This is a genomic window from Crossiella sp. S99.2 (genome assembly GCF_023094165.1).
Lineage (GTDB): Bacteria > Actinomycetota > Actinomycetes > Mycobacteriales > Pseudonocardiaceae > Crossiella.
The window spans coordinates 202,437-227,645 of sequence record NZ_JALMDK010000001.1; the positions used below are offsets into that span (position 1 = coordinate 202,437).

Here is a 25,209-nt window from a genome sequence, read left to right on the forward strand (position 1 = left end):
CCGGACGAATCGCCGGTAACTTCCCGGGCTTTGCCGATGAATCATCGGCCTGTGGCCCGTCTCACCGGATAATCGGGTGCAATCGAGGTTTGGGTGGTGCATACTTGAGGCACAGACAACGAGATGCTTACTAAGGGGATGCAACTCAGATGAACCTCGTCGCGAAGATCCGGTCCCGCCGTGCACAGGCCCGCACCCGGCGAGCCGTGAACCGCGCGATCGACGCCGCCGCCACTCCGGCCATGCGGCACGAACTGATGGCCATTGCCGCCGCCCAGGTGACCTCCCTCCGCTGAGCCCGGTCCGGCGCGGACGCCCTACCTCGATTGGGCGAGCCCTCCCGTCGCCGTGACCCCACGGGGGAAGACGCACGGCCCCGACTTGCCTCCCGCCGGTCGGGGTCGTGCTGTTTCACCTGCACAATCACGCATCGCTGTAGTGACCCACGTCACTTACCCAATCGGGTGTAACGCCTTTGGGGGGCGTAGCGATGTTCTAGATGACCCCGCGGTGCTGTCGGACCCCCGACCTGGCAGCACTGCGGGGTTTCCCATATCCGGGGTCAGCGCAGAACCAGCAGGTCAAGCCGGTCGATGACCGGCCCGCTGGCGCCAGCCGCCACCGCGGCCTGTAGCCGGTCCAGGCCCGCGGCATATTCCTCGACGCTCAGCCCCCGCAGCAAAGTGTCACCGTTCTGCTGAATCCGGCCGAGCACTGTCCCCAGATCGGGTGCACTTGTCTGAGGGACCGACTCCAGGCTGACCTGCTCGAACCCGGCCACCCCGAGGTCCGCGCAGACCTCGGCCACGGTCGGGAACCTCGCCAGCGCCCGCCTGCCCTCCGGGAAGTGCCGGAGCACGTTCAACTCCAGCGGCCGCTCCCGGAAGACACCCCGGATGAGCACCGGCGCACCCGGCCGCAGTACCCGGCGCAGCTCGTGCCCGGCGGCCACCCGGTCCGGCACGTGGTGGATGACCGTGGACAGCCAGGCCCCGGCCAGCGAGCCAGCCTCGACCGGGACGGTCGTCGCGTCCCCCGGCGCGACCGTCACCAGCGGGTGCGCCGGGATGTGCGCGCGCATCGCGTCGGCGGGCTCGACCGCGAGCACCCGGACGCCGAACCAGTCGGCCAGCGCGGTGGCGAACAGCCCGGTGCCCGCGCCCAGGTCGAGCACGGTCGAGCCCGCGGCCGGGGCGAGGTGTCGCTCGATCGCCGCCCGCCAGTGCGTCAGTCCCGGCCGCGGGATCTCCCTGGCCTGCCGGTAGGCGGCCGCGGTGGCGGTGTCGTAGGTGTTGAGTTCGCCGGTCACAAAATCCTCCCCGGGATTTCCTCGTCAACAGGCAACCAACTAGGGCGCGATCAACGTGTAGAAGTCACCAGTCACGGCAAGACAGTCGGGGAGACTCGCCATGCAGACCAGGACCGTCCTCGCCACCCTCGCCCTCGCCGCGGGCACCGCGCTGCTCGCCGCACCAGCCGCCATGGCCCAGCCTGGCACCAACGCCTACACCGTGGACTTCGAAGCCGGGAAGACCACCTTCGGCGCGGGCAGCACCTTCCACCTGCCGGCCAGGGTGATGATCGGCACCGACTGCGCGCCGGACAAGGCGAGCAAGGTCAAGCTCAGCGGCATGGGCGAGATCCAGCTCAACGGCGGCAGCGCCGGGGTGGCGATGGGCGAGTTCACCATCCCCAAGGGGGTCAAGGGCGGCAAGCACACCATGACCTTCACCTGCGGCCCGGTCGCCTACCGCGGTGAGTTCACCATCCAGGCCCCGCCGCCGGCCACCTCCCGCCCCCGGCCCAGCACCAGCGCGGCGGTGCCGACCAAGCCGAAGGGCGCCCCGGAGACCGGTGGCGGCGGCACCACGGACACCGGCCTCGGCGGGGTGCTCGCCGGCGGCGGCGCGTTGCTGGCAGGCGCCGCGCTCGGCGGCTGGCTGCTGCGCCGCCGCCGGGGTGGCGTGCGGAGCTGAAAGCGCTTGTGTCCCAACGTCGTCAGACGTCCGGCGGGGTCGCCGGTTGCCCGGAAAGTCCAGCGAGTTTGGCTGGATAGCGACACGGCGCGGGGGCGCCGTGTCGCCACTGGGAGGAAGACCATGAGAAGCAAAGCCGCCATCGCCGCGTTCGCCCTCGCCCTGGGGACCGCGGTGCTCGCCGCGCCGCTGGCTGGCGCGGGCACGGTGCAGACCATCGAGATCAACGCGGACCGGACGGTGAGTTACTACGGGATCCCCGGCAACCGGCAGGGCGTGCTGCCCGGCAACGACGTCGGCATCGTGGTGGACGAGCAGCTCTGCCCGCGGCTCGACTCGCCGTGGGTGGAGTCCACGCTGTTCCCGGCCGCCCCGCTGATCAAGCCCGGACCGGTGCGCTACGCCGACGTCGCGCTGGGCGAGGTCGAGCCGGGTGAGTACCAGGTGACCGTGCGGGTGCTCGACTGAACTGAGTGACCGCCCATAGGGGAGTCCGGTTTCCGGGCTCCCCTTTCTTCTTGTCCGCCAACAGTGTTTGACGTCTGAGCACCCCCCGGGGTTGCCCCGGAAATTCGGCGATATTGGCCGATTTTCCCGGCAACCGGCACCGCCGCCCGGACGTGTAGGAGGCGAACGCGGCGCAGCAGCGTGGTGCCAGAACTGAGCAGCCAGGCCATGAGCGCGAGCGGGGAAGGTCGTCCGGCCGTGGGGGTACGGGCGACCATCCCGTTGGCGCGCAGGAAAAAGAACCGCGGCCGCGCGCCGGTGTGGAGTAGCCGGCGCGCGACCGCGGCGACCTGTCCGCCCATGGACAGGCCACCCGAGACCCGACAGCACTGCCCCTGCGCCGCGGGGTCCCCAGAGACGGCCCACACCGGTTCCGCGCCCGACGAAAACCACCCGATCCGGCACCGCCCGAACCGACTGACCCCGTCCCATCGAGCACCCCGGCACCGCCCGGACCCCGCCCCACCAGCGCCACCCAGCACCAGCGGATCAGGAGCCCAGCCGGCCCATCCGTCCCTGTTTGTCCCTTGCTTCAGACTCGAAGACGAGCAAATCCCAGCCCCGGTTCAACCTGTGACCGGCATCACAGTCGCCGCGAGTCCGCGAACCAGTGCGTCACCGACCGCCGATACCCCTCGGGCATGACCAGCCCCGCGACCTGAGCCGCCGTGAAGAACCCGATTTCCCGGTGCTCAGCGGACAGCGTCGGCTCGACGTCATCGGCCGGATGACAGCCGTAGGTCACGATGAACACCTCCCGGCCCACCTGTTCGATCAGGTACAGCCAGGAGTCCAGGATCGGCCCGACGGTCACCGCGCACCCGGTCTCCTCTCGGATCTCCCTGGCCAGGCACAACTCCGGCGTCTCCCCAGCCTCGATCCGCCCTCCGGGCAACTCCCACTCCCTGCGGTCGTTGCGCAACAACAACACCCGCCCCGCCCGGACCAGCACACCCTTGATCGACACCGGATAGCCCACCACGTCCCCCTAGTCCGGCGGAGCGAGCCGGATCACCCGGTCCAGCCCAACGTCATAACCGATCATCGGCAGCTCCCGGTGCCCCTCGAAGGTCATTACCACCGACTTGCCCAGCGCCCGCCCGATGGTGCGATAGAACTCGCACAACACATCCAGCGGCCCCTGCCCCTGCAACTCCTCCAGATGCACGTCGAAGTCCACGGTTTCCGCCCGGTAGAACCGGAAGATCGCCATCACGTCCGGCGCCGGCCACACGTGCAAATCCGCGTCCAGCACCGCCCCACCGGCGAAGATCTCCGCCGCGGCAGGCAGTTCGGCGTCCCCCACCTCCGGGTTGTACCGGTGCTCCCAGCCGCGGGCCCGCACCAGGTCGAACACCGTCTGCCAGTCCGCCACGGTCGTTCCGGCGACTTCGACGTCCGGCAGCACCCCGTTGTCGGGGTCGAAGAGATCCGCGACCTCGTCCCAGCGCAACTCGCTCATGCCGCCATGCTGCCGTCTCACCTGGTGGGCCGGGGAACACCGCTGGTCAATCGCTGTGTTGACTACGGATGTGACCACTGCGAAACGTCGTGCCCGCGTCCGTGCCCCTGAGCTGGTCGGACGTGGCTGGCTGAACACCGGCGGCAAGGACATCCGGCTCGCGGAGCTGCGCGGGAAGATCACCCTGCTCGACTTCTGGACCTTCTGCTGCATCAACTGCCTGCACGTGCTGGACGAACTGCGGCCGCTGGAGGCGGAGTTCGCCGATGTGCTGGTCACCGTCGGGGTGCACTCGCCGAAGTTCGCGCACGAGGCGGATCCGGTGGCGCTGGCCGCGGCGGTGGAGCGGTACGAGGTGCACCACCCGGTGCTGGACGATCCGGAGCTGGTGACCTGGCAGGCCTACGCGGTCAAGGCGTGGCCGACGCTGGTGCTGGTGGATCCCGAGGGTTACGTGGTGCACGTGGCCGCGGGTGAGGGGCATGCCGAGGCGTTGCGGCGGGTGCTGGCCGAGCTGATCGCCGAGCACTCCGCCAAGGGCACGCTGCACCGCGGGGACGGGCCGTACGTGCCGCCGGTGGCCGCGGCGACCGAACTTCGCTTCCCCGCAAAGGCGATCGTCACTCCGCAGCAGACCCTGCTGGTGGCGGATTCGGCCCGGCATTCGCTGGCGGAGCTGGCCGCGGATGGGGAGACCCTGTTGCGGCGCATTGGTTCCGGTGTTCGCGGGCGGGCTGCTGGAGTGGCTGAGGAGGCCGGTTTCGCTGAGCCCGCAGGGCTTTCGCTGTTGCCGCCGGAGGTCGCCGAGCGGGTCGGGTACGACGTCGTCGTGGCGGACACGGTCAACCACCTGCTGCGCGGGGTGCGGCTCAGTGATGGGTTCGTGTCCACTGTGGCCGGTACCGGCGAGCAGTGGCGGGATGGCGAAACCGACGGTGTGGCAACGGAAATCGACCTCACCAGTCCGTGGGATGTCGCCTGGTGGGAACCCGCAGGCGGGGTGGTGATCGCGCTGGCCGGGAACCACACGATCGGGTTGTTCGATCCGGTGGCGGGCACGGTGTCGCGCTTTGCCGGGACCACGGTGGAGGGGTTGCGGGACGGGGACGCGGCCGAGGCGTTCTTCGCGCAGACCTCGGGACTGGCGGTGGATCCGGCGCGGGAACGGTTGTGGCTGGCCGATTCCGAGACCTCAGCATTGCGGTACCTGGCCTACGAGGACGGCTTGCTCACCGTGCGCACTGTGATCGGCACCGGGCTGTTCGACTTCGGGCACCGGGACGGTCCGGCCGAGCAGGCGCTGTTGCAGCATCCGCTCGGGGTGGCCGTGCTGCCCGACGGCAGCATCGCGGTGGCCGACACCTACAACGGCGCGCTGCGGCGTTACGACCCGGAATCCGGCGAGGTGAGCACGCTCGCGGGCGAGCTGGCCGAGCCCTCCGGCGTGGTGGTGCTCGACGGCGAGGTGGTCGTGGTCGCCTCCGCCGCGCACCGGCTGGAGCGGCCGGTGCCGCCCGGGGTGGCGGCGAGGCTGGTCTCCGGTGCGGCGCAACAGGTTCGGCGGCCGCCGAGTGAGCTGGCCGCGGGGCCGGTGGAGCTGGCGGTGGTGTTCGTGCCGCCGCCGGGGCAGAAGCTGGACGAGCGGTACGGGCCGTCTACCCGGCTGGAGGTCACCGCCTCGCCGCCGGAGCTGCTGGTCGAGGGCGCGGGGGTCGGCACGGATCTGGTGCGGCGGCTGGTGATCGCCCCGGACGTGCCGTCGGGTGTACTCCACGTGGTCGCCCAGGCAGCAAGCTGTGACGAGGGTGTCGAGCATCCGGCCTGCCGTCTGAGCAGGCAGGACTGGGGAGTGCCGGTCCAGATCCGGTCGGCTGCGCCCGTACGGCTCGCGCTCGTTATGGGCGGAATGGACGAATCCGCGGTGTGATCTGTCGCACGCTGTTGGGCTGGTTGCCTGCTCAACAGCGTGCTCCGGGGTATAAGGCAGGCAGAGCCGCCCCGCGTCGGCCTCGGCGGGGCAAGTAAACTCCGAAGGTGCCCGATGCCAAGCTCCAGATCCAGATGCTGCACGACCGCGTGATGGTGCGGATCGCGCAGGAGGGCGGGGAGCGACGCAGCAGCGGCGGGATCGTGATCCCAGCCACTGCCCAGGTGGCCAAACGGCTGGCATGGGGCGAGGTTTTCGGGGTCGGGAATCACGTACGTACTGTCAAGGTGGGTGACAGGGTGCTCTTCAACCCCGAGGAGCAGTTCGAGGTCGAGGTACAGGGCCAGGCTTACCTGGTGATGCGCGAGCGCGATCTGCACGCCGTCGCCAGCGAGCAAGCCGAGCACGGCACGGGTTTGTACCTGTGACGCGTGCCCTCGACGTGACAGCCGGGTAGCTAGCCAGGCGCGTGCTCGCGCCCACGTCAGAAGGGGACACGGTGCCGGAGGAAGAGCAGCGGCCCGGCCCGCGGTCAGAGCAGACGACGGTGTTGTCCGCCCCGCAGCCGGTAGAGCAGCCCACGGCCGAGGACGGGACGCCCGCCAACGGGCTCGACCCGCATACCCAACAACTCACCGCGCGTCCCGACCTGGACTCGCGCACCCGCCCGATGACGCCATCGGCCGAGCAGGCCAGCGCCGAAGCGGCGGTGGCCGACGCCGCGGCCGAGGAGGCCACGGTGACCGTGCAGGCCGCGGACAACGGCTCGTCCGCGCCGGCTGAGCCGGTCCGGAACGGGGCCGCGCCGCAGGACGAGCTGGCCAGGCTCGCCGGACTGTCCGCACCGGCCAAGCCGGCTGCGCCGAACGGGTCGTCCCCGCAGCACGACCCGGCCGGCCGCACCGAGGAGCCGGTCACCCGGAACGAGCGCTCGCCGCTGGACGAGCTGGCCGGTCGCGCCGGTTCGGCCCCGCAGAGCCCGGCTCCGCAGCCCACCGCCCCGGAGACTCCCGCGGCCGAGAGCGAATCGGCCGAGGACAGCCCGGAACAGGGCAAGAGCACGCCGCCGCCGAACCCCCCGGTCCAGCCCGAGCCGCTGACCAGGGGCCTGTTCGCGCCGATCCGGCCTGCCGAGTCCGCGCAGTCCTACCCGTCGCTGCGGGACACCCCGGTCGAGCAGACCGCGCCCCGCGGACCCGGTACTCCGGCCCGCGGCTTCACCGCACCCGGCCAGGGGCCCGCGCCGCGCGGCTTCGAGGGCCAGCGCCAGGGCACCCCGCCGCAGGGCGGCCAGGGGCCGGGCACGCCGCCGCCGGGATTCCAGGCACCGGGAGTCCAGACTCCGGGAGCGCAGCTGCGGGACTTCGCGAACCAGGCCCCGGGCACGCCGCCCGGTGGCTTCGCGAGCCTGACTCCGGGGACGCCGCCCCGCGGGTTCCAGAACCAGGCTCCCGGCACGCCGCCGCGGGGTTTCGCGGAGCAGACCCAGCACCTCCCGCCGCGCGGTCCGGAGGGCCAGGGCGGCCCGCAGGGCCCCGGCACGCCGCCCCGTGGCCAGCTCCGTCCCCAGACCCCGCCGCGGGGCATGGAGCAGCTGCAGGCGCGATCCGTCGACGGGCCGACCCAGGCCATCCCGGCGCGGGCCTTCGAGCAGGTGACCCGGCAGGTCGAGCAGTCCACCCAGGCGTTGCCGAAGCGGGGCCGCCCGGTGGAGCAGCCCACCCAGTCCATCCCGCGGCCGCTCGGCGCCGGGAGGCAGCCCGATCCGGACGCCGACACCATCCAGATTCCGAAGATCGAGGCCGCCACCTCCTACCTGCCCGCCCCGGCGCGGGAGGCGGACGCGACCGTGGTGGCCGCGTTGCCGCCGACGCCGCCGGGCGGACCCACCGACGGGTTCGACGAGGGTGGCGCGGACGAGCGGCGCAGCAGGCGCAAGCGCCGGACGATCATGGGTGTGGCCGCCGCGTTCGGTGTGTTCGGCCTGCTGTACGGGGTTGATCTGCTGCTGACCCAGGGCAACGTGCCGCGTGGGGTGGCCGTGGCCGGCGTGGACGTCGGCGGGCTGGACCGGGCCGCGGCCGAAACCAAGCTGCGGCAGCAGATCGAGCCGCGGCTGACCAAACCGGTGACCGTGCGGGCCGGTGACGTCGAGGCAGGCGTCAACCCGCAGGAAGCCGGGCTGACGCTGGACTGGCCCGCGACCCTGGACCAGGCCGGCGCGCAGCCGCTGAACCCGTTGACCCGCCTCACTTCCTTCTTCGGCACCCGGGACGTCGGCGTGGTCACCCGCGCGGACGGGCCCAAGCTCACCGCGGCCCTGGAGGGCCTGCGCGGCAAGACCGACCGGGACCCGGTCGAGGGCACCGTGCGCTTCCAGAACGCCAAGCCGGTGGCGGTGGACCCGAAGTCCGGGCAGAAGCTGGACGTGGAGAAGGCCAGCGCGGCCATGGTCGCGGACTGGGCCGACGGCAAGGTCGTCGAGCTGCCGGTCAGCGCCAGCCAGGTCAAGAGTTCCCCCGAGTCGGTGCGCAAGGCGGTGGAGGAGATCGCCAAGCCCGCGGTCTCCGGACCCGTTGTGGTGCAGGGCGAGGGCAAGAACGCCAACGTGCCGCCCGCCGCGATCGCCAACGCGCTCAAGTTCGAGGTCGACGAGGGCGGCAACCTGATCCCCAAGCTGGACAACGGCAAGGTGGTCGACAACGCCAAGCCGCAGCTGGCCTCCACCGAGAAGCCGGGCAAGGACGCCACCTTCTCCTTCGAGGGCGGCAAGCCGGTGGTCAAGGAGTCCGCGGACGGCCGGGGCGTGGACTGGGAGAAGACCCTGGCCGGCCTGCCCGAGGTGTTGCGCCGCACGGACAACCGCACCATCAAGGCCGAGTACGGCGACCAGCCAGCCAAGCTGACCACCGACCAGGCCAACCAGCTCGGCGTCAAGGAGCTGGTCAGCCGGTTCGAGACCAAGGGCTTCGCGGCCGACTCCGGGCAGAACATCCGCCGGGCCGCCGAACAGATCAACGGCGCGGTGGTCAAGCCGGGCGAGACGTTCAGCCTCAACGGTCGCACTGGCCCGCGGACCGCGGCCACCGGCTACGTCGAGGCGGGCATCCTGGAGCACGGCCTGCCCGGCCGAGGGGTCGGCGGCGGCGTGTCCCAGATGGCCACCACGATCTACAACGCCGCCTACTACGCGGGCATGGTCGACGTGGAGCACAAGGAACACAGCAACTACATCAGCCGCTACCCGGCGGGCCGGGAGGCCACGGTCTTCCAGGGGCCCAGCGGGCAGAGCCTGATCGACGTGAAGTTCCGCAACGACAGCAAGACCGGCATCTACGTGCAGACCATCTGGACCTCCAACTCGATCACCGTGCAGCTGTGGGGCACCAAGACCTACGACGTGCAGGCCCAGGACGGCCAGCGCAGCAACGTCACCCAGCCCAACACCCGGCACGTCACCGACAAGCCGGACTGCAAGCCCAATGGTGGCCTGGAAGGCTTCACGATCACCGACACCCGGACGATCAAGGACATCACCACCGGCAAGAGCCGCACCGAGCGGCGCACGGTGACCTACAAGGCGCAGGACAAGATCGTCTGCGGGCCGCCGACGCCCTGACTGGGCCATTCAGCCCGTTTTGACCTCCTCCGCGTGGACACCCCGAGCACATGGTGTCCACGCGGAGTGCTGAACAGGGCAGGCAGTGGGTCGTGCTACTGGGCCGGATCGGCGCGGTGTGCTTCGGCATCGTGCACCTGCTGGTGGCCTGGCTGGCCATCCAGATCGCCTTCGGGGACAGCGCCGGTGAGGCGGACCAGAAGGGCGCGCTGGCCGCGCTCGCGGAGCAGCCGCTGGGCGGTGTGCTGCTGACCGCGCTGGCCGCCGGACTCGCCTTCTTCGCCCTCTGGCAGCTGCTCACCGCGGTCGGCGGCTACCACTGGCTCTCCGGCAGAAGGCAAGTAACCAAAAGGATTTCCGCCGCCGCGCATGGCTTCGCCGCCGCCGTGCTGACCGTGGTCGCGGTGCAGTTGCTGAGCGGATCCGGTGCCACCCAAGGAGATCAGAGTCAGCAGGAGATCACCGGCTGGCTGATGTCCTTGCCGTACGGGCAATTCCTGGTCGGACTGCTCGCGCTGATCGTGCTCGGCGTCGGAGTGGCCGCCGCGGTCAAGGGCATCCGCCGGACCTTCACCGACGAGCTGGAACTGGGCAAGCTGCCCGAAGGCACCCAGCGGCTCACCATGCGACTGGGCCAGGCCGGATTCGTGGCCAAGGGCGTGGCCTACGGGGTGGTCGGCGTGCTGATCGGGCTGGCTGCGGTGCACCACGATCCCCGGCAGGCCGGTGGGCTCGACGCGGCGCTGCGCACGCTGGCCGACGCCGAGTACGGCCCCTACCTGCTCACCGTGGTCGGACTGGGCGTGGCCGCCTTCGGGATCTACTGCTTCGCCGAAGCTCGTTGCCACCGCGGCTGACCCCGGACGTGCAGCGGGGCCGCGAGGGAATCCCGTCGCGGCCCCGACAGCGTCAGGTGGTGAGACTCAGAACGCGGCCTCGTCCAGGTCCATCAGCCCGTTGTCCGTGGTCTCCACGATCTTGCGGCGGGCGGTCAGCTCGGGCAGCACGCTCTTGGCGAAGAACGAGGCCGCGGCCAGCTTGCCCTGGTAGAAGGCCTGGTCCTTGACCGAGGCGCCGCCGCCGTCCAGCGCGGTGATGGCGATCTCGGCCTGGCGCAGCAGCTGCCAGCCGACCAGCAGGTCGCCCGCGCTCATCAAGAGCCGGACCGTGTTCTGGCCGACCTTGTAGGTGTTGCGCGGGTCCTCCTGCGCGGTGGTCAGGAAGCCGATCATCGCGCCCAGCATGCCCTGCACGTCCTCCAGGGCGGTCTTGAGCAGCGCGCGCTCCTCCTTCAGCCTGCCGTTGCCGACCTCGGACTCCAGCGTCTTCTGGATCTCGCTCGCGATGAAGCCGAGCGCCTGGCCCTTGTCCCGCACGATCTTGCGGAAGAAGAAGTCCAGGGACTGGATCGCCGTGGTGCCTTCGTACAGGGTGTCGATCTTGGCGTCCCGGATGTACTGCTCGATCGGGTAGTCCTGCAGGAAGCCGGAACCACCCAGGGTCTGCAGGGACAGCGCGAGCAGCTCGTAGGCGCGCTCGGAGCCGACGCCCTTGACGATGGGCAGCAGCAGGTCGTTGACCCGCTCGGCCAGCTCGGTGTTCTCCTGGGCGATGATCGAGTCCTGGAAGGTGGCGGTGTAGAGGTACACCGCGCGCAGGCCCTCGGTGTAGGCCTTCTGCAGCATCAGGATCCGCCGCACGTCCGGGTGGTTGGTGATGGTCACCCTGGGCGCGGCCTTGTCCAGCATCTGGGTCAGGTCCGCCGACTGCACGCGCTCCTTGGCGTAGTCGCGCGCGTTCAGGTACCCGGTGGACAGGGTGGCGATCGCCTTGGTGCCGACCATCATCCGGGCGTACTCGATCACCTGGAACATCTGCGCGATGCCGTCGTGCACCTCGCCCAGCAGCCAGCCCTTGGCCGGGAGGTCGTGCTGGCCGAAGGTCAGCTCACAGGTGGTGGAGGCCTTCAGGCCCATCTTGTGCTCGACGTTGGTGACGTAGGCGCCGTTGCGCTCGCCCAGTTCGCCGGTCTGGGTGTCGAAGTGGAACTTGGGCACCAGGAACAGGCTCAGGCCCTTGGTGCCCGCCTTGGCCTCGATGCCGGGGCCCTCGGGGCGGGCCAGCACCAGGTGCATGATGTTCTCGCTGAGGTCGTGCTCGGCGGAGGTGATGAACCGCTTCACGCCGTCCAGGTGCCAGCTGCCGTCCTCCTGCAGCACCGCCTTGGTGCGGCCGGCGCCGACGTCGGAACCGGCGTCCGGCTCGGTGAGCACCATGGTGGCCGTCCAGCCCTTGTCCAGCATGATCTGGGCCCAGCGCTGCTGCTCCTCGGTGCCGTTGCGGTGCACGATGGTGGAGAAGCTCGGGCCGGTCAGGTACATGAACACAGCCGGGTTCGCGCCCAGGATCAGCTCGGCGGCGGCCCACTGCACGGTGCGCGGCAGGCCGTAGCCGCCCTGCTCCTCCGGCAGGTAGAGCTTGCCCCAGTCGCCGTCCTGCAGGGCCGCGTAGGAGGACCGCAGCGACTCGGGCAGCGACACCGAGTGCGTCTTGGGGTCGAAGACCGGCGGGTTGCGGTCGGCGTCGGCGAAGGACTCGGCCAGCGGGCCGGTCGCCAGGTTGTTCAGCTCACTGAGAATCCCGCGCGCGGTGTCCTCGTCCGCCTGCTCGAAGGGCGCCTTGCCCAGGCGCTCCTGGATCTTGAAGACCTCGAACAGGTTGAACTCGAGGTCGCGCAGGTTGCTCTTGTAGTGGCCCATCTCGTCGCTCCCGTGTTGTGCGGGGTGCTGGCCTTCCGGGCCGGTCCCCTACTGGCCGGTAACAACAGAGTATTACCTGTGAGTAACCCTCAGCAAGGCGGGATTGGTCACCCTTCTGGCGGTAGTGTCGATTGTGACCCGGCTCACTCAGAGTGTGGCACGGGTCAGGGTGGCCATCCGTACTCCCATGCCGACCAGGATCAAGCCGCTGAGCTGGTCCAACCGCGCCCGCACGGCCGGCTTGGACAGCACCCGGCGGACCGCGCCCACGGCCAGCACCACCAGCACGTACCAGCCCGCGCTGATCGCCATCTGCACCACGGTCAGCACCGCGGTGCCGGCGAGCACCGACCCCTCCGGCGGCAGGAACTGGGGCAGCAGCGCGAGGTAGAGCGCGGCGGCCTTGGGGTTGCTCAGGTTGGCCAGCAGCCCGGCCCGGTAGGCCGCCCACAGTCCCCGTGGCCGCTCCCCGGCGGCCAGGTCCTCCGGCGGCTGCTCCTGGTGCCTGCGCGAGCGCAGCAGGGTCTGCACGCCCAGCCAGCACAGGTAGAGCGCGCCGGCCACCTTGAGTGCCACGAAGGCCACCTCGGAGGTGCGCACCAGCGCGGTCAGCCCCAGCGCGGAGGCCGCGGCCCAGAACACCAGTCCGCTGGTGTTGCCCGCGATGGTCGCCAGGCCGGTGGTGCGCCCGGCGCGCAGCGCTTGATTGACGATGACCGCCAGCGACGGTCCGGGAGAGACCACCACCGCGATGCAGGTGAGTACGAAAGGCCAGGTCACGAGGTCCACGATGACAGTGTCACCGCAAGCGACCGAGTGGGCGAGATCCGCGGCGCTTTATCACATTCGTGTTCACATATCTGACTGTTCGTCACAGATGTGACTCGGTTCATGGGAAATCGTTCCGTAACCCAAGGGTTACCTCGTAAGACGGACCACAACTTAGGGACCGCCAGCCCGTGGCGGGTACTGATGCTGGAGGTGTCATGGGCACCCTCGACTGGGTTGTGGTCGCTGGGTATTTCTTCGTCATGGTGGCGATCGGCTGGTGGTCGCGCGGCCGGATCGCCAACGTCGTCGACTTCTTCACCGCGGGCGGCAAGATGCCGTGGTGGCTCTCCGGTATCAGCCACCACATGTCCGGCTACAGCGCCGTCATGTTCGTGGCCTTCGCCAGCGAGGCCTACCGGCTCGGCCTGACCGTCTACGTCTGGTGGGCGCTGACCATCGGCATCGGTATCGGCATCGGGGCGTTCCTGTTCGCCGCGCGCTGGAACCGGCTGCGGTCCAAGCACGGGGTGGCCTCGCCGCTGGAGTACCTGGCCCGGCGCTACAACGTGCCCGCCCAGCAGCTCATGGCCTGGTCCGGTTCGGTGCTCAAGGTGGTCGACATCGCGGCCAAGTGGTCCGCGGTGGCCATCCTGCTGCGCGGTTTCGCCGGGGTGCCGATCGTGTGGGGCATCCTGATCGTCGGCGTGGTCACGATGATCTACTCGGTGCTCGGCGGCCTGTGGGCGGACGCGCTCACCGACTTCGGCCAGTTCATCATCCAGGGCGCCGCGGGCATCGTGATGTTCGTGGCGGTGGCCGCGCACTTCGGCGGCATCCAGTTCATGTGGGAGATCTGGGACAAGCTGCCGGCCGCCAACAGCGAGCCGCTGCGCGAGCCCTACACCGCGACCTTCTTCATGGCGCTGTTCGTGATCAAGACGCTGGAGTACAACGGCGGCATGTGGAACCTGGCGCAGCGCTACATGGCCGCGCCCTCCGGCCGCGAGGCGAAGCGCTCGGCGATCCTGTCCAGCGTGCTGTGGCTGGTGTGGCCGCTGGTCCTGTTCTTCCCGATGTGGGCCGCGCCGCTGATCGTGCCGGACCTGGCCGCCAGGGCGGGCGATGCCTACATCGAGCTGGGCAAGGTGATGCTGCCCGCCGGCATGATCGGTCTGGTGCTGGCCGGGTTCTTCTCGCACACCATGGCGATGGTCTCCTCGGACGCCAACGTGATCACCGCGGTGATCACCAGGGACATCCTGCCCAGGATCTGGAAGGGCGCCAAGCGGATGACCGCCGCCGCCCAGCTGAAACTGGCGCGGGTGACCACGTTCAGCTTCATCGGGCTGAGCATGTTGATGGCGGTGTCCCTGGATACCAACGACGGCGTGCTCAAGGTCGTGGTCGATCTGGTGGCCGCCACCATGGGCCCGATCGCGGTGCCGCTGATGCTGGGCATGCTGCCCTGGTTCCGCCGGATGGGCCCGACCTCCGCGATCTCCTCCACCCTGGGCGGGCTCGGGGTGTGGGCGGTGCTCTACATCTCGCAGCAGATGGGCACCACGGTGGCCAAGGAGGCGCTGGTCGCCTACCCGCTGCTGACCTCGGTGGTGCTGTTCCTGGTGGTCGGCCTGGTCAAGCCGGAGCGCACCACGGACCGTGACGAACTGATCGACTCGCTGAACTCCGACGAGGCCGACAAGCCGACCGGACCGGAGACCGTCGCAGCCAAGGCCTGATTGGTTTCCGGCTTCCGCCGGGTTTCCGGGGCGTCCTGGTCCGCCAGTCGGTGGACCAGGACCGCCCCAATGGGCGGAGAATTTTCGCTACCATGTGCAGTCGACATCAATCCGGTCGAAGGCGCAGGATATTTTCATGTCTTTTCTCAAGGTCTCACAGGACCCCGCTGTGCTCCGTGGGGTTCCCGTCGTCACCGGTACCAAGATCGCGGTCGCCACGGTGGTTGCCCTGGTCTGCGAGGGTCTCACCGCTGCGGAGATCGTGCTGAAGCACCCGGACCTGGAGATCGGCGACGTGGACTTCTGCCTTGAATACCTGCGCGGCGGAGCGTAGTCAAACACGCGACAACCGCATTTCTCTCCGCGACAGGACCGTAATTCAGACCGGGCAAACCGGATGGTTCAAGACCATTTTCCGAACGGAAAAATGTGGTCTTCGCCATATCCGGTAAGCCCGGTCACACTCAGTGATCGCGGCCTTCGAGATCCGCGAAACCCGCCGCGCGGGCCATTGACGACCCCGGACCCCGGAAGCAGACTGACGGGGTGGCTCTAGAGCAGATCTCCCATGACCCGGGGGTAGCGCACGGCGTCCCGTTCGTCACCGGCACCGACGTGCCCGTCGCGGTGGTCAACGCCCTGCTGAGCGAGGGACTCTCGCCCGCCGAGATCATCACCCGGCACCCCAGCATCACCCTGGACGACGTCGACGCCTGCGCCGAATACTCCCGCAACGGCGGCCGCTGACCCCCGCAAACCCAAGCCAGACAAGCAACAAGGCCCGGATCTCGACGAGATCCGGGCCTTCGTGTCGCCAAGACCCAGACCCGCGCGCCAACAACAAACCAACAAGCCAACAAACCCAGCCACCCACGCAACCAGGGGGTCCGGGGGCCACCCCCGGCTGGGGCCTGGGGGCTCGGCCCCCAGTGAGATGCGAAACGCCCCGGCGAGCCCGCAAGGGCGAGCAAACCGGGGCGGAAGTGGAGCGGGTGACGGGAATCGAACCCGCCTCTACAGCTTGGGAAGCTGTCGTTCTACCAATGAACTACACCCGCGAACTACCCGCGTGATCGTGCGCGGTCGAGCATACAGGGACTGGGCGGGACTGTGTCCAGCCGGGCCGGGTTACGCTGGGGCACGTGCTCCTCAGTGACAGCGACCTGCGCAAGGAGGTCGAGGCCGGTCGGCTCAACCTCGATCCGTTCGACGTCGACCTGGTCCAGCCCTCCAGCATCGACGTCCGGCTCGACCGGTTCTTCCGGGTGTTCGACAACACCAAGTACACCCACATCGACCCGTCGTTGCAGCAGGACGAGCTGACCTCGCTGGTGGAGAAGGAGGACGACGAGGCCTTCGTGCTGCACCCCGGTGAGTTCGTGCTCGGCTCCACCTTCGAGCGGGTCGGGCTGCCGGATGATCTCGCCGGGCGGCTGGAGGGCAAGTCCTCGCTGGGGCGCCTGGGGTTGCTGACCCACTCCACCGCGGGGTTCATCGACCCCGGCTTCACCGGGCACATCACGCTGGAGCTGTCCAACGTGGCCAACCTGCCGATCACCCTGTGGCCGGGGATGAAGATCGGCCAGCTGTGCCTGTTCCGGCTCAGCTCGCCTGCGGAGAACCCCTACGGTTCGGCCGCGGCCGGCTCCCGCTACCAGGGGCAGCGCGGGCCGACACCCTCGCGGGCCTACCTGAACTTCCACCGGGCCACCACCAAGAGGTAACTCGTTCCCCTCATCGGAGGAATGTCCGGCGTGCTCCGGTGGTGAGATCACCGGTGCGGGCCCAGTGTGCCGGGTATGCGCCTGCTCCGGGTCCTGCTCGCCCTGCTCCTCGCCTTCGGTGCACTGCTGGCTGGCGTGCCCGCGCAGGCGGGCGTGGTCAAGGCGTTCAAGCTGAACTACGACCAGGTCGGCTACGGCGACTTCCTGGAGGTCGGCAACGGCTCGTTGCGCTGCCCGACCACGGCGGACAACGCACCGCAGTGGCGCAACGCCACGCCTGCCGCCTGCGCTGGGGTCGCCGCCGGCGGGCGGGTGCCGCAGGGCAGCTCGGGTGACTACAACGACGACTACTTCATGCTCCAGGCGGACGTGGACGGCGACTCCGACACGTTCAACTCCTCCAGGGCCACCCTGCGCATCCCGCCCGGCGCCAAGATCGATTTCGCTCGGCTGAACTGGGCGGGCAACACCGGGACCTACGACGGTTCGCGGGCCCTGATGTGCCAGAACCGCAGCTTCATCCCGGCCACCGTGCCCGCGGGCGCGGCCGCCTCACCGGAGGATCAGCAGGTCAAGCTCACCGTGGGCGAGAAGTCCCAGCAGGTCAGCCCGGCGGCGCTGACCAGGGATCCGGCAGGCGGCTACACCGGCGGCGGCCAGTACTACTCCGCCTACGCCGACGTGACCTCGGCCTTCGCCGGCGCGGCCACCGGGTCTGACCTGAGCATCACCACCGGCAACGTGTGGGGCGTCAACGGGTTCGGCTGCATGGCGGGCTGGTCGCTGGTGGTGGTCTACAAGTACGCCGAGCGGGACCCGGTCAACGCGCCCAGCAAGCGCGAGGTGTTCGTCTACGACGGGCACGTGCGGCAGAACAGCTCGGACGCGGCCACCACGGTCACCGTCACCGGTTTCCGCTCCGCCGCCGCGACCACCCGGATCGGCGTCACCGCCTACGAGGGCGACCGGAACATCTCCCGGGACGAGTTCAAGGTCAACAACACCTCGATCCCCGAACCCGGCACCGGCAACACGGACAACTTCTTCGTCTCGCTGGCCGACGGGCGGTCCAGCCCGGACTCGGTGAACAACTGGAGCGTGGACGCCAAGTCCTTCACCACCACCGCGATCCGCGCCGGGGCGACCAGCGCCGACCTGTCCTTCGTCACCAACGGCGACTCCTACCTGGCGCAGAACCTGGTGTTCTCGGTCGCGGTGCCGGAACTGCAGATCGAGAAGTCCGCGGACCCGGCCGTGGTGCACGCGGGCGAGCAGGTCACCTTCACCATCACGGTGACCAATCCCAGCGGCGCCCCGGCCAGCGGGGTCAAGGTGAGTGATCCGGCCTTCCCCGGCTGCGACCGGGTGATCGGCGCGCTGGCGGCCGGGCGGTCCAGCACCTACACCTGCACCGGGACCGCGCCTGCCGACGACGTCACCAACGTGGCCAACGTGACCGGCACCAGCAGCCTCGGCGACCCGCTGGAGGGCACGTCGAGCGCGAAGGTGGACGTGATCCACCCGGCCATCACCGTGGCCAAGGACGCGGACAAACCCGCCTACCGCGCGGGTGACACCGTCACCTTCACCATCAAGGTCACCAACTCCGGCGACGTGCCGCTCACCCGGATCCAGGTGGCCGACGCCAAGGTCCCCGACTGCGCGCGCAACCTCGGCGGGGTGCTCGCCGCAGGCGCCAGCCGCACCTTCACCTGCACCACCACCGCGCCGGTGGCCGACGGCGTGAACACCGCCACCGCCAGCGGTTTCGACTCGCTCGGACTGAAGGTGGAAGCCAGTGACGACGCCCCGGTGCCGATCGTGCGGCCCGGCATCGAGCTGACCAAGACCGCCGACCCGGCCACCATCCGGGCCGGGGACCAGACCACGTTCACCATCACCGTGCGCAACACCGGCGACTCGCCGCTGGACCCGGTGCGCATCGCCGACGACCGCACTCCGGACTGCGCGCGCACCCTGTCCGGAGCACTGCCCGCGGGCGGCAGCCAGACCTACACCTGCACCGCGCGGCTGACCGAGACCACCACCAACATCGCGACCGCGACCGGGCGGGACAGGTCTGGGCAGGACGTCACCGCGAGCGCGCAGGCCACCGTCAAGGTGCTCAAACCCGCGGTGGACATCGAGAAAACCGCCTCGCCGGAGACCGTGCGGGCCGGGGACACCGTCACCTTCACCATCAAGGTGACCAACACCGGGGACAGCGAACTGACCCGGGTCACCGTGTCCGATCAGGCGTTGCCGGTGTGCGCCAAGGAGTTCGAGCGGCTCGCGCCCGGCGCGAGTGAGACCTACACGTGCAGCACCAAGGTCAGCGCGGACCTGGTGAACACCGCGACCGTCACCGGCACCCCACCGGTCGGGCCGCCGGTGACCGACACCGACGACGCCAGGGTGGATGTGATCAACCCGGCCATCGAGGTCACCAAGACCGCCGAACCCGGCACCGTCCGGGTCGGCGACCAGGTCACCTTCACCGTGCTGGTGCGCAACACCGGGGATGTGCCGCTGACCAACGTGGTGGTGGCCGACCCGGACGCGGCCGGCTGCGGCGGCACCCTCGCCCAGCTGGCCGTGGGCGCGCAGCAGCGGTTCACCTGCACGGTGACCGCGCCGCAGGAGGACTTCGCCAACACCGCCACCGCCACCGGCACTTCGCCGGTGGGGCCGCCGGTCACTGACACGGACACCGCACGGGTGGACGTGCAGCACCCGGCGGTGCGGATCACCAAGACCGCCGAACCCGCCCGGGTGCGGGCCGGTGAGCAGGTCACCTTCACCATCAAGGTGGACAACACCGGCGACGTGCCGCTGACCGACGTGCGGGTGGCCGACCCGCTGACCCCGGCCTGCGACCGGGTGTTCGCCAGCCTGGCCAGTGGCGCCAGCCAGACCTACACCTGCGTGCTGACCGCCACCCAGGACCTCGCCAACGTGGCCACCGTGACCGGCACACCCCCGGTCGGCCCGCCGGTCACCTCGACCGACGACGCCGTGGTCGACGTGGTGAATCCGCGGCTGGACATCGAGAAGTCGGCCGAACCCGGCACCGTCCGGGTGGGCGATGCGGTGACCTTCACGATCAAGGTCACCAACTCCGGCGACGCGCCGCTGACCTCGGTCACGGTGGCTGACCCGGCCGTCCCGGCCTGCGCCCGCACCCTGCCCGACCTGGCGCCGGGGGCGAGCCAGAGCTACACCTGCTCCTGGACCGCGGGCAGCGAGGACCTGGTCAACACCGCCACCGCCACCGGCAATGACCCGACCGGCCGGCCGGTGACCGCCACCGACGACGCGAAGGTGGACGTGATCCACCCGGCCCTGGACGTCAGCAAGACCGCGGACAAGAAGACCGTGCGCGAGGGCGACCAGGTCACCTTCACCGTGCTGGTGCGCAACACCGGCGATGTGCCGCTGACCAACGTGGTGGTCACCGATCCGGTCGCGCCGGGCTGCGGCGCCACCATCGCGGAACTGCCGGTCGGCGGCGAGCGGGAGATCACCTGCACGATGACCGCGCCCGCCCAGGAATTCACCAACACCGCCACCGGCACCGGCACCCCGCCGGTCGGGCCGCCGGTCACCGATGACGGCAAGGTGGTCGTCTCGGTGCTGCACCCCGGCATCAACATCGCCAAGGACGTGCGCGGCGGGCCGTTCCGGGAAGGCGACACCGTCACCTTCGGCATCACCGTGACCAACACCGGCGACGCCCCGCTGACCGCGGTCTCGGTCACCGACCAGGTGGCCCCGGACTGCGCCCGCACCCTGCCCGACCTCGCACCGGGCGCCAGCCAGACCTACACCTGCACGATGACCGCGCCCGCCAACGACATCCAGAACACCGCGAGCACCACCGGCACCCCGCCGACCGGGCCGCCAGTGTCCGATGTGGACGGTGCCGAGGTCGATGTGGTGCACCCGGGCGTGGAACTGGACAAGAGCGCCGCGCCGGAGACCGTGCGGGCCGGGGACACCGTCACCTTCACCATCCGGGTGCGCAACACCGGCGACACCGGGCTGACCGCGGTCACCGTGTCCGACCAGGCCGTGCCCGGCTGCGCCCGCACCATCGACCAGCTCGCCGCCGGCGAGACCCAGACCTACACCTGCACCTGGACCGCGGGGCAGGACGACCTGGTCAACACGGCCGCGGTGACCGGGACACCGCCGGTGGGGCCGCCGGTCACCGACACCGATGACGCCACCGTGGACGTGATCCACCCGGCCCTGGACGTCACCAAGACCGCGGACAAGAAAACCGTGCGTGAGGGCGACCGGATCACCTTCACCGTGACCGTGCGCAACACCGGCGACGTGCCGCTGACCAACGTGGTCATCAGCGATCCGGCGGCGCCCGACTGCGGCCGCACCATCACGCAGCTGGCCGTCGGCGCGGCGCAGCAGATCACCTGCACCATCACCGCGCCCGCCGCGGACTTCGCCAACACCGCCACCGGCACCGGCACCCCGCCGGTCGGGCCGCCGGTCACCGATGAGGACACCGTGCGGGTGGACGTGCAGCACCCGGGCATCACCATCACCAAGGACGTCGAGGGCGGGCCCTTCCGCGCCGGGGACTCGGTGACCTTCCGGATCAAGGTCAGCAACACCGGCGACGTGCCGCTGACCGGCGTCACGGTGACCGACCAGCTCGCGCCGGAATGCCGCCGCGGCTTCCCGGAACTGGCCGTCGGCGCGGTCGAGACCTACCCGTGCACGATGATCGCGCCCGCGGACGACGTGGTGAACACGGCCACTGCCAACGGAAAACCGCCGACCGGACCGGATGTGTCCGATGTGGACGATGCACCGGTGGACGTGCTGCACCCGGGAGTGACCATCGACAAGTCGGTCAGCCCGGTCACCGCCCGGCCCGGCGACCAGGTCACCTACACGATCGTCGTCCGGAACACCGGTGACGTGCCGCTCACCGACGTCCGGGTCACCGACGACAAGCAGGCGAGCTGCGGGTTCACCCTGCCGCTGCTGCCGGTCGACGGGACCGAGACCCGCACCTGTGCCATCGCCGCGACCCAGGACGTCACCAACACCGCGGCGGTGACCGGGAACGACCCGACCGGCCGCCCGGTGACCGACACCGACGACGCGGTGCTGGATGTGATCGGCCCCGGTATCGAGGTGACCAAGACCGGCCCGGCGAAACCACTGCTGACCGGCCAGGACGCCACCTTCACCGTGGTGGTGCGCAACACCGGCGATGTGCCGCTGACCAACGTGGTGCTCACCGACCCGATCGCGCCCGGCTGCGCGGTGACCGTCGGGAACCTCGCGCCAGGGGAGTCGAGCAAGCCGGTGACCTGCACGGTGACCATGCGGGACAACAACATCGAGAACACCGTGACCGCCACCGGCACCGACCCCACCGGCCGGCCGGTGACCGATACGGACCAGGCCACCGCCAAGCTCGGCAAGCCGGGCATCGACCTGACCAAGACCGCCGACCAGGACGAGGCCGCGCCCGGCCGCACGGTGACGTTCAAGCTGACCGTGCGCAATACCGGCACCGTCGACCTGATCGGCGTCACCGTGGCCGACCCGAGCCTGCCCGGCTGCGACCGCCGCCTTGACCGGCTGCCGGTCAACGACAGTCGGACCTGGACCTGCACCGCCGCGGCGCCCGGCAGCGGCACGATGGTCAACACCGCCACCGCGACCGGTCAGCCGGACACCGAACGGCCGGGGAACCCGGTCACCGACACCGATTCCGCCTCGGTGCGGGTGCCCGGCGGGCCGACCCCGCCGCCTCCGCCGCTGGCCAAGACCGGCGCCGCGCCCACCGTGTTCCTGTGGGCCGGGCTGGCGTTGCTGGCGCTCGGCGTGGTGCTGGTAGCCGGAACCCGACGTCGCCGGAGCTGAGTCAGTGCCCGTCCGCGGGCCGGGGGAACAGCTCGCCGTAGCGGGCGAGCACCCTGGCCCGCAGCTCGGGATCGGCCCGGGGGACCGGCTCCAGGAAGACCTCGTCCAGCTCGGCGAACTCGGCGTGCAACTCGGCCGAGATGCGCACGCAGGCGCGTTCCAGGTCGGCCGCGCCCAGGCTGTCGTCGAAGTCCAGCCGGGCGCACAGCAGCACCCGGTCGGTGCCGGTGACCATGCTCAGGATGTCCACCACCACCTCCACCTCGGGCTGCGCCTCGATCCGCCGGTAGGCCGCGCGCACCAGCACCGGATCGGCCTGGCGGCCGATGAGCAGGCCGAGGTTGGTGCGGCCCAGCAGGTAGGCCACCCCGGCCAGCAGCACGCCGATGGCCAGCGAGGCCACCGCGTCCCAGACCGCGGAGCCGGTGAGCTGGTGCAGCAGCACGCCGAGGAAGGCCAGCAGCAGGCCGATCAGCGCGGCGGTGTCCTCGAAGAACACCGTCTTCACCGTGGGATCGTCGGAGTGCCGCAGGTAGGCCGTCAGCGTGCGGCCCTCGGCCTTGGCCTCCCGCCGGACCTGGCGGCTCGCCTGGATGAAGGAGACCGACTCCAGCACAAAAGCCAGGCCCAGCACCAGGTAGGCCACCCACGGCCGGGTCTGCTCGTCGTCCCCGCTGAGCAGCGTGTGCACGCCCTCCACCACCGCGAACACCGCGCCCGAGGCGAAGATCGCCACCGCGGCCATCAGCGACCAGAAGAAGCGCTCCTTGCCGTAGCCGAACGGGTGGCGGGCGTCGGCGGGCTTGCCGGAGCGGCGCAGCGCGGTCAGCAGCAGGCCCTCGGTGAAGGTGTCCGCGACCGAGTGCCCAGCCTCGGCCAGCAGCGCCGCCGAGCCGGTGAGCACCCCGGCGACCGCCTTCATGATGCCGATCAGGAAGTTGACGATCAGTGCCAGCACCACGGTGAGCGTGCTCTCGCCGCCCGGTTTGCTCTCCTCCGCCATGCGCACATCGTGCTCTCCAGAGCGGTTTCCGGCACACCGGGCACGCGGTGCCGCCGGAGGGGTGAATCCGCGCCGCTGTGGACAACCAACCGGCAACATCGCACGTGTGTTGGATGTCAACCAACTTCGAGGCCGATGGGAGTCCAGATGAACCTGCGGCGCACTGCCGTGGTCCTGGCCGGTGTGAGTCTGCTGTCCCTGACCGGAATGCCCGCCCAAGCCGAGGACACCGCCCCGACCGGCGTGGTCACCGGCAGAGTCTGGTTCGACCGCAACGCCGACGGCGCGGCCCAGCCGGGCGAACCCGGCGCGTGGGAGGCCGAGGTGAGCTTCTACGACGTGCTGCGGCTGCGCCCGGCCGGCAAGGCGGTCACCGACGAGGACGGCCGGTACACCTCACCCGCGCTGCGGTTCGGGCTGTACAAGGTCAGCCACCACCGGGCCGAGTACGCGGCCACCACCGGTCCGGTCCGGTTCGTGCTGGTCTCCGCCGAGGGCATCCGCCCGGCCGACTTCGGCATCCGCGGCGCCACCGTCACCGGCGTGGTCTGGCAGGACACCGACCGGGATGGCCGCAGGGACCAGGGCGAACCTCCGCTGTCCGAGGTGCAGCTCTCCTCGGTCAAACCGGTCACCCGGTACGCGGTCTCCGCCGCGGACGGTCGCTACACCCTGGAGGACCTGCCCGCCGGACGCTTCCAGCTCAAGGCCAGTTCAGTGGCAGGCCCCGCCCAGCTCACCCTGACCCGCCCCGGCCGGGACAACGCCTTCACCTGGGGCAGCTACACCACCCGTGAGCTGCGCGTTCGCCCCGGGGAGACGGTGCGCGGGGTGGACGCGGGCTACGCCGAGTCCCACTACGACGGCACCCTCGCCATCAGCACCGACCGCGACCCGCAGACGGTGGCCGTCGGCGAGCCGCTCAAGATCACCGTGCACCTGACCAACCGCGGCGACACCGGCCAGCGGGTGGCGGTCTCGCTGTACCCACCGGCCGGCGTGCGGATCTCCGGGGTCAGCGGCGACTGGACGGTGGTCTCCACCGGCCCCACCGTGCTGGCCAACTCGGTGCACGCGATCGAACCCGGCGCCCGGGAATGCGCGCTCACGCTGACCGTGGTGCTGGAACACCCACTGACCGAGCCGTTGCAGTTCCGGCAACGCCCCGAGGTCGGCGGCGACCGCGACCCCGGCAACGACGACGGCTACCTGTGGGTGGGCCGCAGGCCCTAGCTCAGTAGTCGAGCAGCTCGGCCGGGTCGAAGGACATCGGGAACGGCAGGTCGGTCTCGAACTTCTGCCCGGCCAGCGCGCCGGCGTACGGCCGGTAGGTGCCGTGGTCCAGCTTGTACAGGTGGACCGCAGCCTGCTCCAGCGCGTGATTGACCTGGACCCAGAGGTAGAACGGGATGCCCGCCTCGGCGCACAGGGTCGGCTTGTCGATGCGGCCCCGGCGGCTGGTTGGCGAGACCACCTCACCCGCCAGCGTCACGAGAGTGGGCTCTACCCACACGGCACCCTCCGCTGAGCCGTTGAGCACCGTGATGTCCGGCTGGATCCACCGCTCAGGCGTGAACGGCAGGTTGACCGTGCCATACACCCGGAACGGGGTCCCCTTGGCAGCCAGGATTGCCAGGTAGCTCAGCTGTGCCGCGGCGTAGGAGTTCTGCGAGGGCTCGTGCGGGCTCATGATCAGCTTGCCGTCCAGGCACTCGTACTTGGCCGCCGGAACATACGGCAGTGGCAGGTAGTGCTCCGCCAGTGCCGTGGTCCACATTCCGTCGAAGTCCACGAGTGGGTCGAAAGGCCCCCGGTGCACTG

The 25,209-nt window shown here is 70.2% G+C and carries 20 protein-coding genes and 1 tRNA gene; 13 read left to right on the forward strand and 8 right to left on the reverse strand.

The window, feature by feature from the left end; all coding sequences use genetic code 11:
• Window positions 1–149: 149 nt before the first annotated feature.
• Window positions 150–296 (forward strand): hypothetical protein, encoded by a 147-nt coding sequence (locus MZC64_RS00925; protein ID WP_185000864.1) that lies wholly within the window; start codon window positions 150–152, stop codon window positions 294–296.
• A 266-nt stretch (window positions 297–562) separates the two neighbouring features.
• Here MZC64_RS00925 and MZC64_RS00930 read toward each other — a convergent pair whose 3' ends face one another.
• Window positions 563–1,309 (reverse strand): class I SAM-dependent methyltransferase, encoded by a 747-nt coding sequence (locus MZC64_RS00930; protein WP_247755180.1) that lies wholly within the window; start codon window positions 1,307–1,309, stop codon window positions 563–565.
• A 100-nt stretch (window positions 1,310–1,409) separates the two neighbouring features.
• Here MZC64_RS00930 and MZC64_RS00935 point away from each other — a divergent pair, with 100 nt between their 5' ends.
• Entirely contained in the window at window positions 1,410–1,976 is a 567-nt protein-coding gene (locus MZC64_RS00935; protein ID WP_247755181.1) for a hypothetical protein, read from the forward strand.
• A gap of 123 nt (window positions 1,977–2,099) precedes the next feature.
• The gene (locus MZC64_RS00940) at window positions 2,100–2,444 is read left to right on the forward strand and encodes a hypothetical protein (RefSeq protein ID WP_247755182.1); all 345 of its coding nucleotides are present in this window, start codon (window positions 2,100–2,102) and stop codon (window positions 2,442–2,444) included.
• Between the two features lie 622 nt (window positions 2,445–3,066).
• Here MZC64_RS00940 and MZC64_RS00945 read toward each other — a convergent pair.
• Window positions 3,067–3,450: an NUDIX hydrolase gene (locus MZC64_RS00945; RefSeq protein WP_247755183.1), complete on the reverse strand. Its 384-nt coding sequence runs from the start codon at window positions 3,448–3,450 to the stop codon at window positions 3,067–3,069.
• Window positions 3,451–3,471: 21 nt separating this feature from the next.
• Complete coding sequence (locus MZC64_RS00950) at window positions 3,472–3,945, reverse strand: hypothetical protein (RefSeq protein ID WP_247755184.1); 474 nt, start codon at window positions 3,943–3,945, stop codon at window positions 3,472–3,474.
• On the opposite strand from MZC64_RS00950, the gene MZC64_RS00955 reads away from it, so the two are divergent.
• From MZC64_RS00955 to MZC64_RS00970, 4 genes are all read left to right on the forward strand, one after another.
• Window positions 3,944–5,872 carry an NHL domain-containing thioredoxin family protein gene (locus MZC64_RS00955; protein WP_247755185.1) on the forward strand — a complete coding sequence of 643 codons (1,929 nt, stop codon included), beginning with the start codon at window positions 3,944–3,946 and terminating at the stop codon, window positions 5,870–5,872. The genes MZC64_RS00950 and MZC64_RS00955 overlap by 2 nt on opposite strands.
• Window positions 5,873–5,979: 107 nt before the next feature.
• Window positions 5,980–6,300 (forward strand): co-chaperone GroES, encoded by a 321-nt coding sequence (locus MZC64_RS00960; RefSeq protein WP_185000857.1) that lies wholly within the window; start codon window positions 5,980–5,982, stop codon window positions 6,298–6,300.
• 71 nt (window positions 6,301–6,371) lie between these two features.
• Window positions 6,372–9,491 carry a VanW family protein gene (locus tag MZC64_RS48490; protein ID WP_247755186.1) on the forward strand — a complete coding sequence of 1,040 codons (3,120 nt, stop codon included), beginning with the start codon at window positions 6,372–6,374 and terminating at the stop codon, window positions 9,489–9,491.
• 50 nt (window positions 9,492–9,541) lie between these two features.
• A complete protein-coding gene (locus MZC64_RS00970; RefSeq protein WP_247755187.1) occupies window positions 9,542–10,348 on the forward strand; it encodes a DUF1206 domain-containing protein in 807 nt (268 codons plus the stop codon).
• Between the two features lie 66 nt (window positions 10,349–10,414).
• On the opposite strand, the gene MZC64_RS00975 is transcribed toward MZC64_RS00970, so the two are convergent.
• Complete coding sequence (locus MZC64_RS00975) at window positions 10,415–12,250, reverse strand: acyl-CoA dehydrogenase (RefSeq protein ID WP_247755188.1); 1,836 nt, start codon at window positions 12,248–12,250, stop codon at window positions 10,415–10,417.
• Window positions 12,251–12,397: 147 nt separating this feature from the next.
• The gene (locus MZC64_RS00980) at window positions 12,398–13,030 is read right to left on the reverse strand and encodes a LysE family translocator (protein ID WP_247755189.1); all 633 of its coding nucleotides are present in this window, start codon (window positions 13,028–13,030) and stop codon (window positions 12,398–12,400) included.
• Window positions 13,031–13,236: 206 nt separating this feature from the next.
• Here MZC64_RS00980 and MZC64_RS00985 point away from each other — a divergent pair, with 206 nt between their 5' ends.
• The 3 genes from MZC64_RS00985 to MZC64_RS00995 all read left to right on the forward strand — a co-directional run bounded on the left by MZC64_RS00985 (window position 13,237) and on the right by MZC64_RS00995 (window position 15,507).
• Window positions 13,237–14,760 (forward strand): sodium:solute symporter family protein, encoded by a 1,524-nt coding sequence (locus MZC64_RS00985; RefSeq protein WP_247755190.1) that lies wholly within the window; start codon window positions 13,237–13,239, stop codon window positions 14,758–14,760.
• A 136-nt stretch (window positions 14,761–14,896) separates the two neighbouring features.
• A complete protein-coding gene (locus tag MZC64_RS00990; protein WP_185000852.1) occupies window positions 14,897–15,094 on the forward strand; it encodes a DUF433 domain-containing protein in 198 nt (65 codons plus the stop codon).
• A 212-nt stretch (window positions 15,095–15,306) separates the two neighbouring features.
• Complete coding sequence (locus tag MZC64_RS00995) at window positions 15,307–15,507, forward strand: DUF433 domain-containing protein (protein ID WP_247755191.1); 201 nt, start codon at window positions 15,307–15,309, stop codon at window positions 15,505–15,507.
• A gap of 237 nt (window positions 15,508–15,744) precedes the next feature.
• On the opposite strand, the gene MZC64_RS01000 is transcribed toward MZC64_RS00995, so the two are convergent.
• Window positions 15,745–15,818 (reverse strand) — tRNA-Gly (locus MZC64_RS01000).
• An 84-nt stretch (window positions 15,819–15,902) separates the two neighbouring features.
• Between MZC64_RS01000 and dcd the strand changes: the two genes are divergently transcribed.
• Window positions 15,903–16,484 (forward strand): dCTP deaminase, encoded by a 582-nt coding sequence (dcd, locus tag MZC64_RS01005; protein ID WP_247755192.1) that lies wholly within the window; start codon window positions 15,903–15,905, stop codon window positions 16,482–16,484.
• Between the two features lie 75 nt (window positions 16,485–16,559).
• On the forward strand, window positions 16,560–22,385 hold the full coding sequence (locus MZC64_RS01010; RefSeq protein ID WP_247755193.1) for a CARDB domain-containing protein: 5,826 nt from the start codon (window positions 16,560–16,562) through the stop codon (window positions 22,383–22,385).
• Between the two features lies 1 nt (window position 22,386).
• On the opposite strand, the gene MZC64_RS01015 is transcribed toward MZC64_RS01010, so the two are convergent.
• Entirely contained in the window at window positions 22,387–23,388 is a 1,002-nt protein-coding gene (locus MZC64_RS01015) for a cation diffusion facilitator family transporter (protein WP_247755194.1), read from the reverse strand.
• A gap of 147 nt (window positions 23,389–23,535) precedes the next feature.
• Here MZC64_RS01015 and MZC64_RS01020 point away from each other — a divergent pair, with 147 nt between their 5' ends.
• Window positions 23,536–24,621 (forward strand): SdrD B-like domain-containing protein, encoded by a 1,086-nt coding sequence (locus MZC64_RS01020; RefSeq protein ID WP_247755195.1) that lies wholly within the window; start codon window positions 23,536–23,538, stop codon window positions 24,619–24,621.
• A gap of 1 nt (window position 24,622) precedes the next feature.
• Here the strand turns inward: MZC64_RS01020 and MZC64_RS01025 are convergent, their stop codons facing one another.
• A complete protein-coding gene (locus MZC64_RS01025) occupies window positions 24,623–25,207 on the reverse strand; it encodes a Uma2 family endonuclease (protein ID WP_247755196.1) in 585 nt (194 codons plus the stop codon).
• Window positions 25,208–25,209 lie beyond the last annotated feature (2 nt).

What these genes read in the sequence shown, in the direction of transcription:
- MZC64_RS00975 (WP_247755188.1), bottom strand. Translation starts at nt 12,250, where the DNA reads ATGGGCCACTACAAGAGCAACCTGCGCGACCTCGAGTTCAACCTGTTC.
- MZC64_RS01015 (WP_247755194.1), bottom strand. Translation starts at nt 23,388, where the DNA reads ATGGCGGAGGAGAGCAAACCGGGCGGCGAGAGCACGCTCACCGTGGTG.
- MZC64_RS00970 (WP_247755187.1), top strand. Translation starts at nt 9,542, where the DNA reads ATGGTGTCCACGCGGAGTGCTGAACAGGGCAGGCAGTGGGTCGTGCTA.
- MZC64_RS01020 (WP_247755195.1), top strand. Translation starts at nt 23,536, where the DNA reads ATGAACCTGCGGCGCACTGCCGTGGTCCTGGCCGGTGTGAGTCTGCTG.
- MZC64_RS01010 (WP_247755193.1), top strand. Translation starts at nt 16,560, where the DNA reads ATGCGCCTGCTCCGGGTCCTGCTCGCCCTGCTCCTCGCCTTCGGTGCA.
- MZC64_RS00950 (WP_247755184.1), bottom strand. Translation starts at nt 3,945, where the DNA reads ATGAGCGAGTTGCGCTGGGACGAGGTCGCGGATCTCTTCGACCCCGAC.
- MZC64_RS00985 (WP_247755190.1), top strand. Translation starts at nt 13,237, where the DNA reads ATGGGCACCCTCGACTGGGTTGTGGTCGCTGGGTATTTCTTCGTCATG.
- MZC64_RS00940 (WP_247755182.1), top strand. Translation starts at nt 2,100, where the DNA reads ATGAGAAGCAAAGCCGCCATCGCCGCGTTCGCCCTCGCCCTGGGGACC.
- MZC64_RS00955 (WP_247755185.1), top strand. Translation starts at nt 3,944, where the DNA reads ATGCCGCCATGCTGCCGTCTCACCTGGTGGGCCGGGGAACACCGCTGG.
- MZC64_RS00990 (WP_185000852.1), top strand. Translation starts at nt 14,897, where the DNA reads ATGTCTTTTCTCAAGGTCTCACAGGACCCCGCTGTGCTCCGTGGGGTT.
- MZC64_RS00925 (WP_185000864.1), top strand. Translation starts at nt 150, where the DNA reads ATGAACCTCGTCGCGAAGATCCGGTCCCGCCGTGCACAGGCCCGCACC.
- MZC64_RS00935 (WP_247755181.1), top strand. Translation starts at nt 1,410, where the DNA reads ATGCAGACCAGGACCGTCCTCGCCACCCTCGCCCTCGCCGCGGGCACC.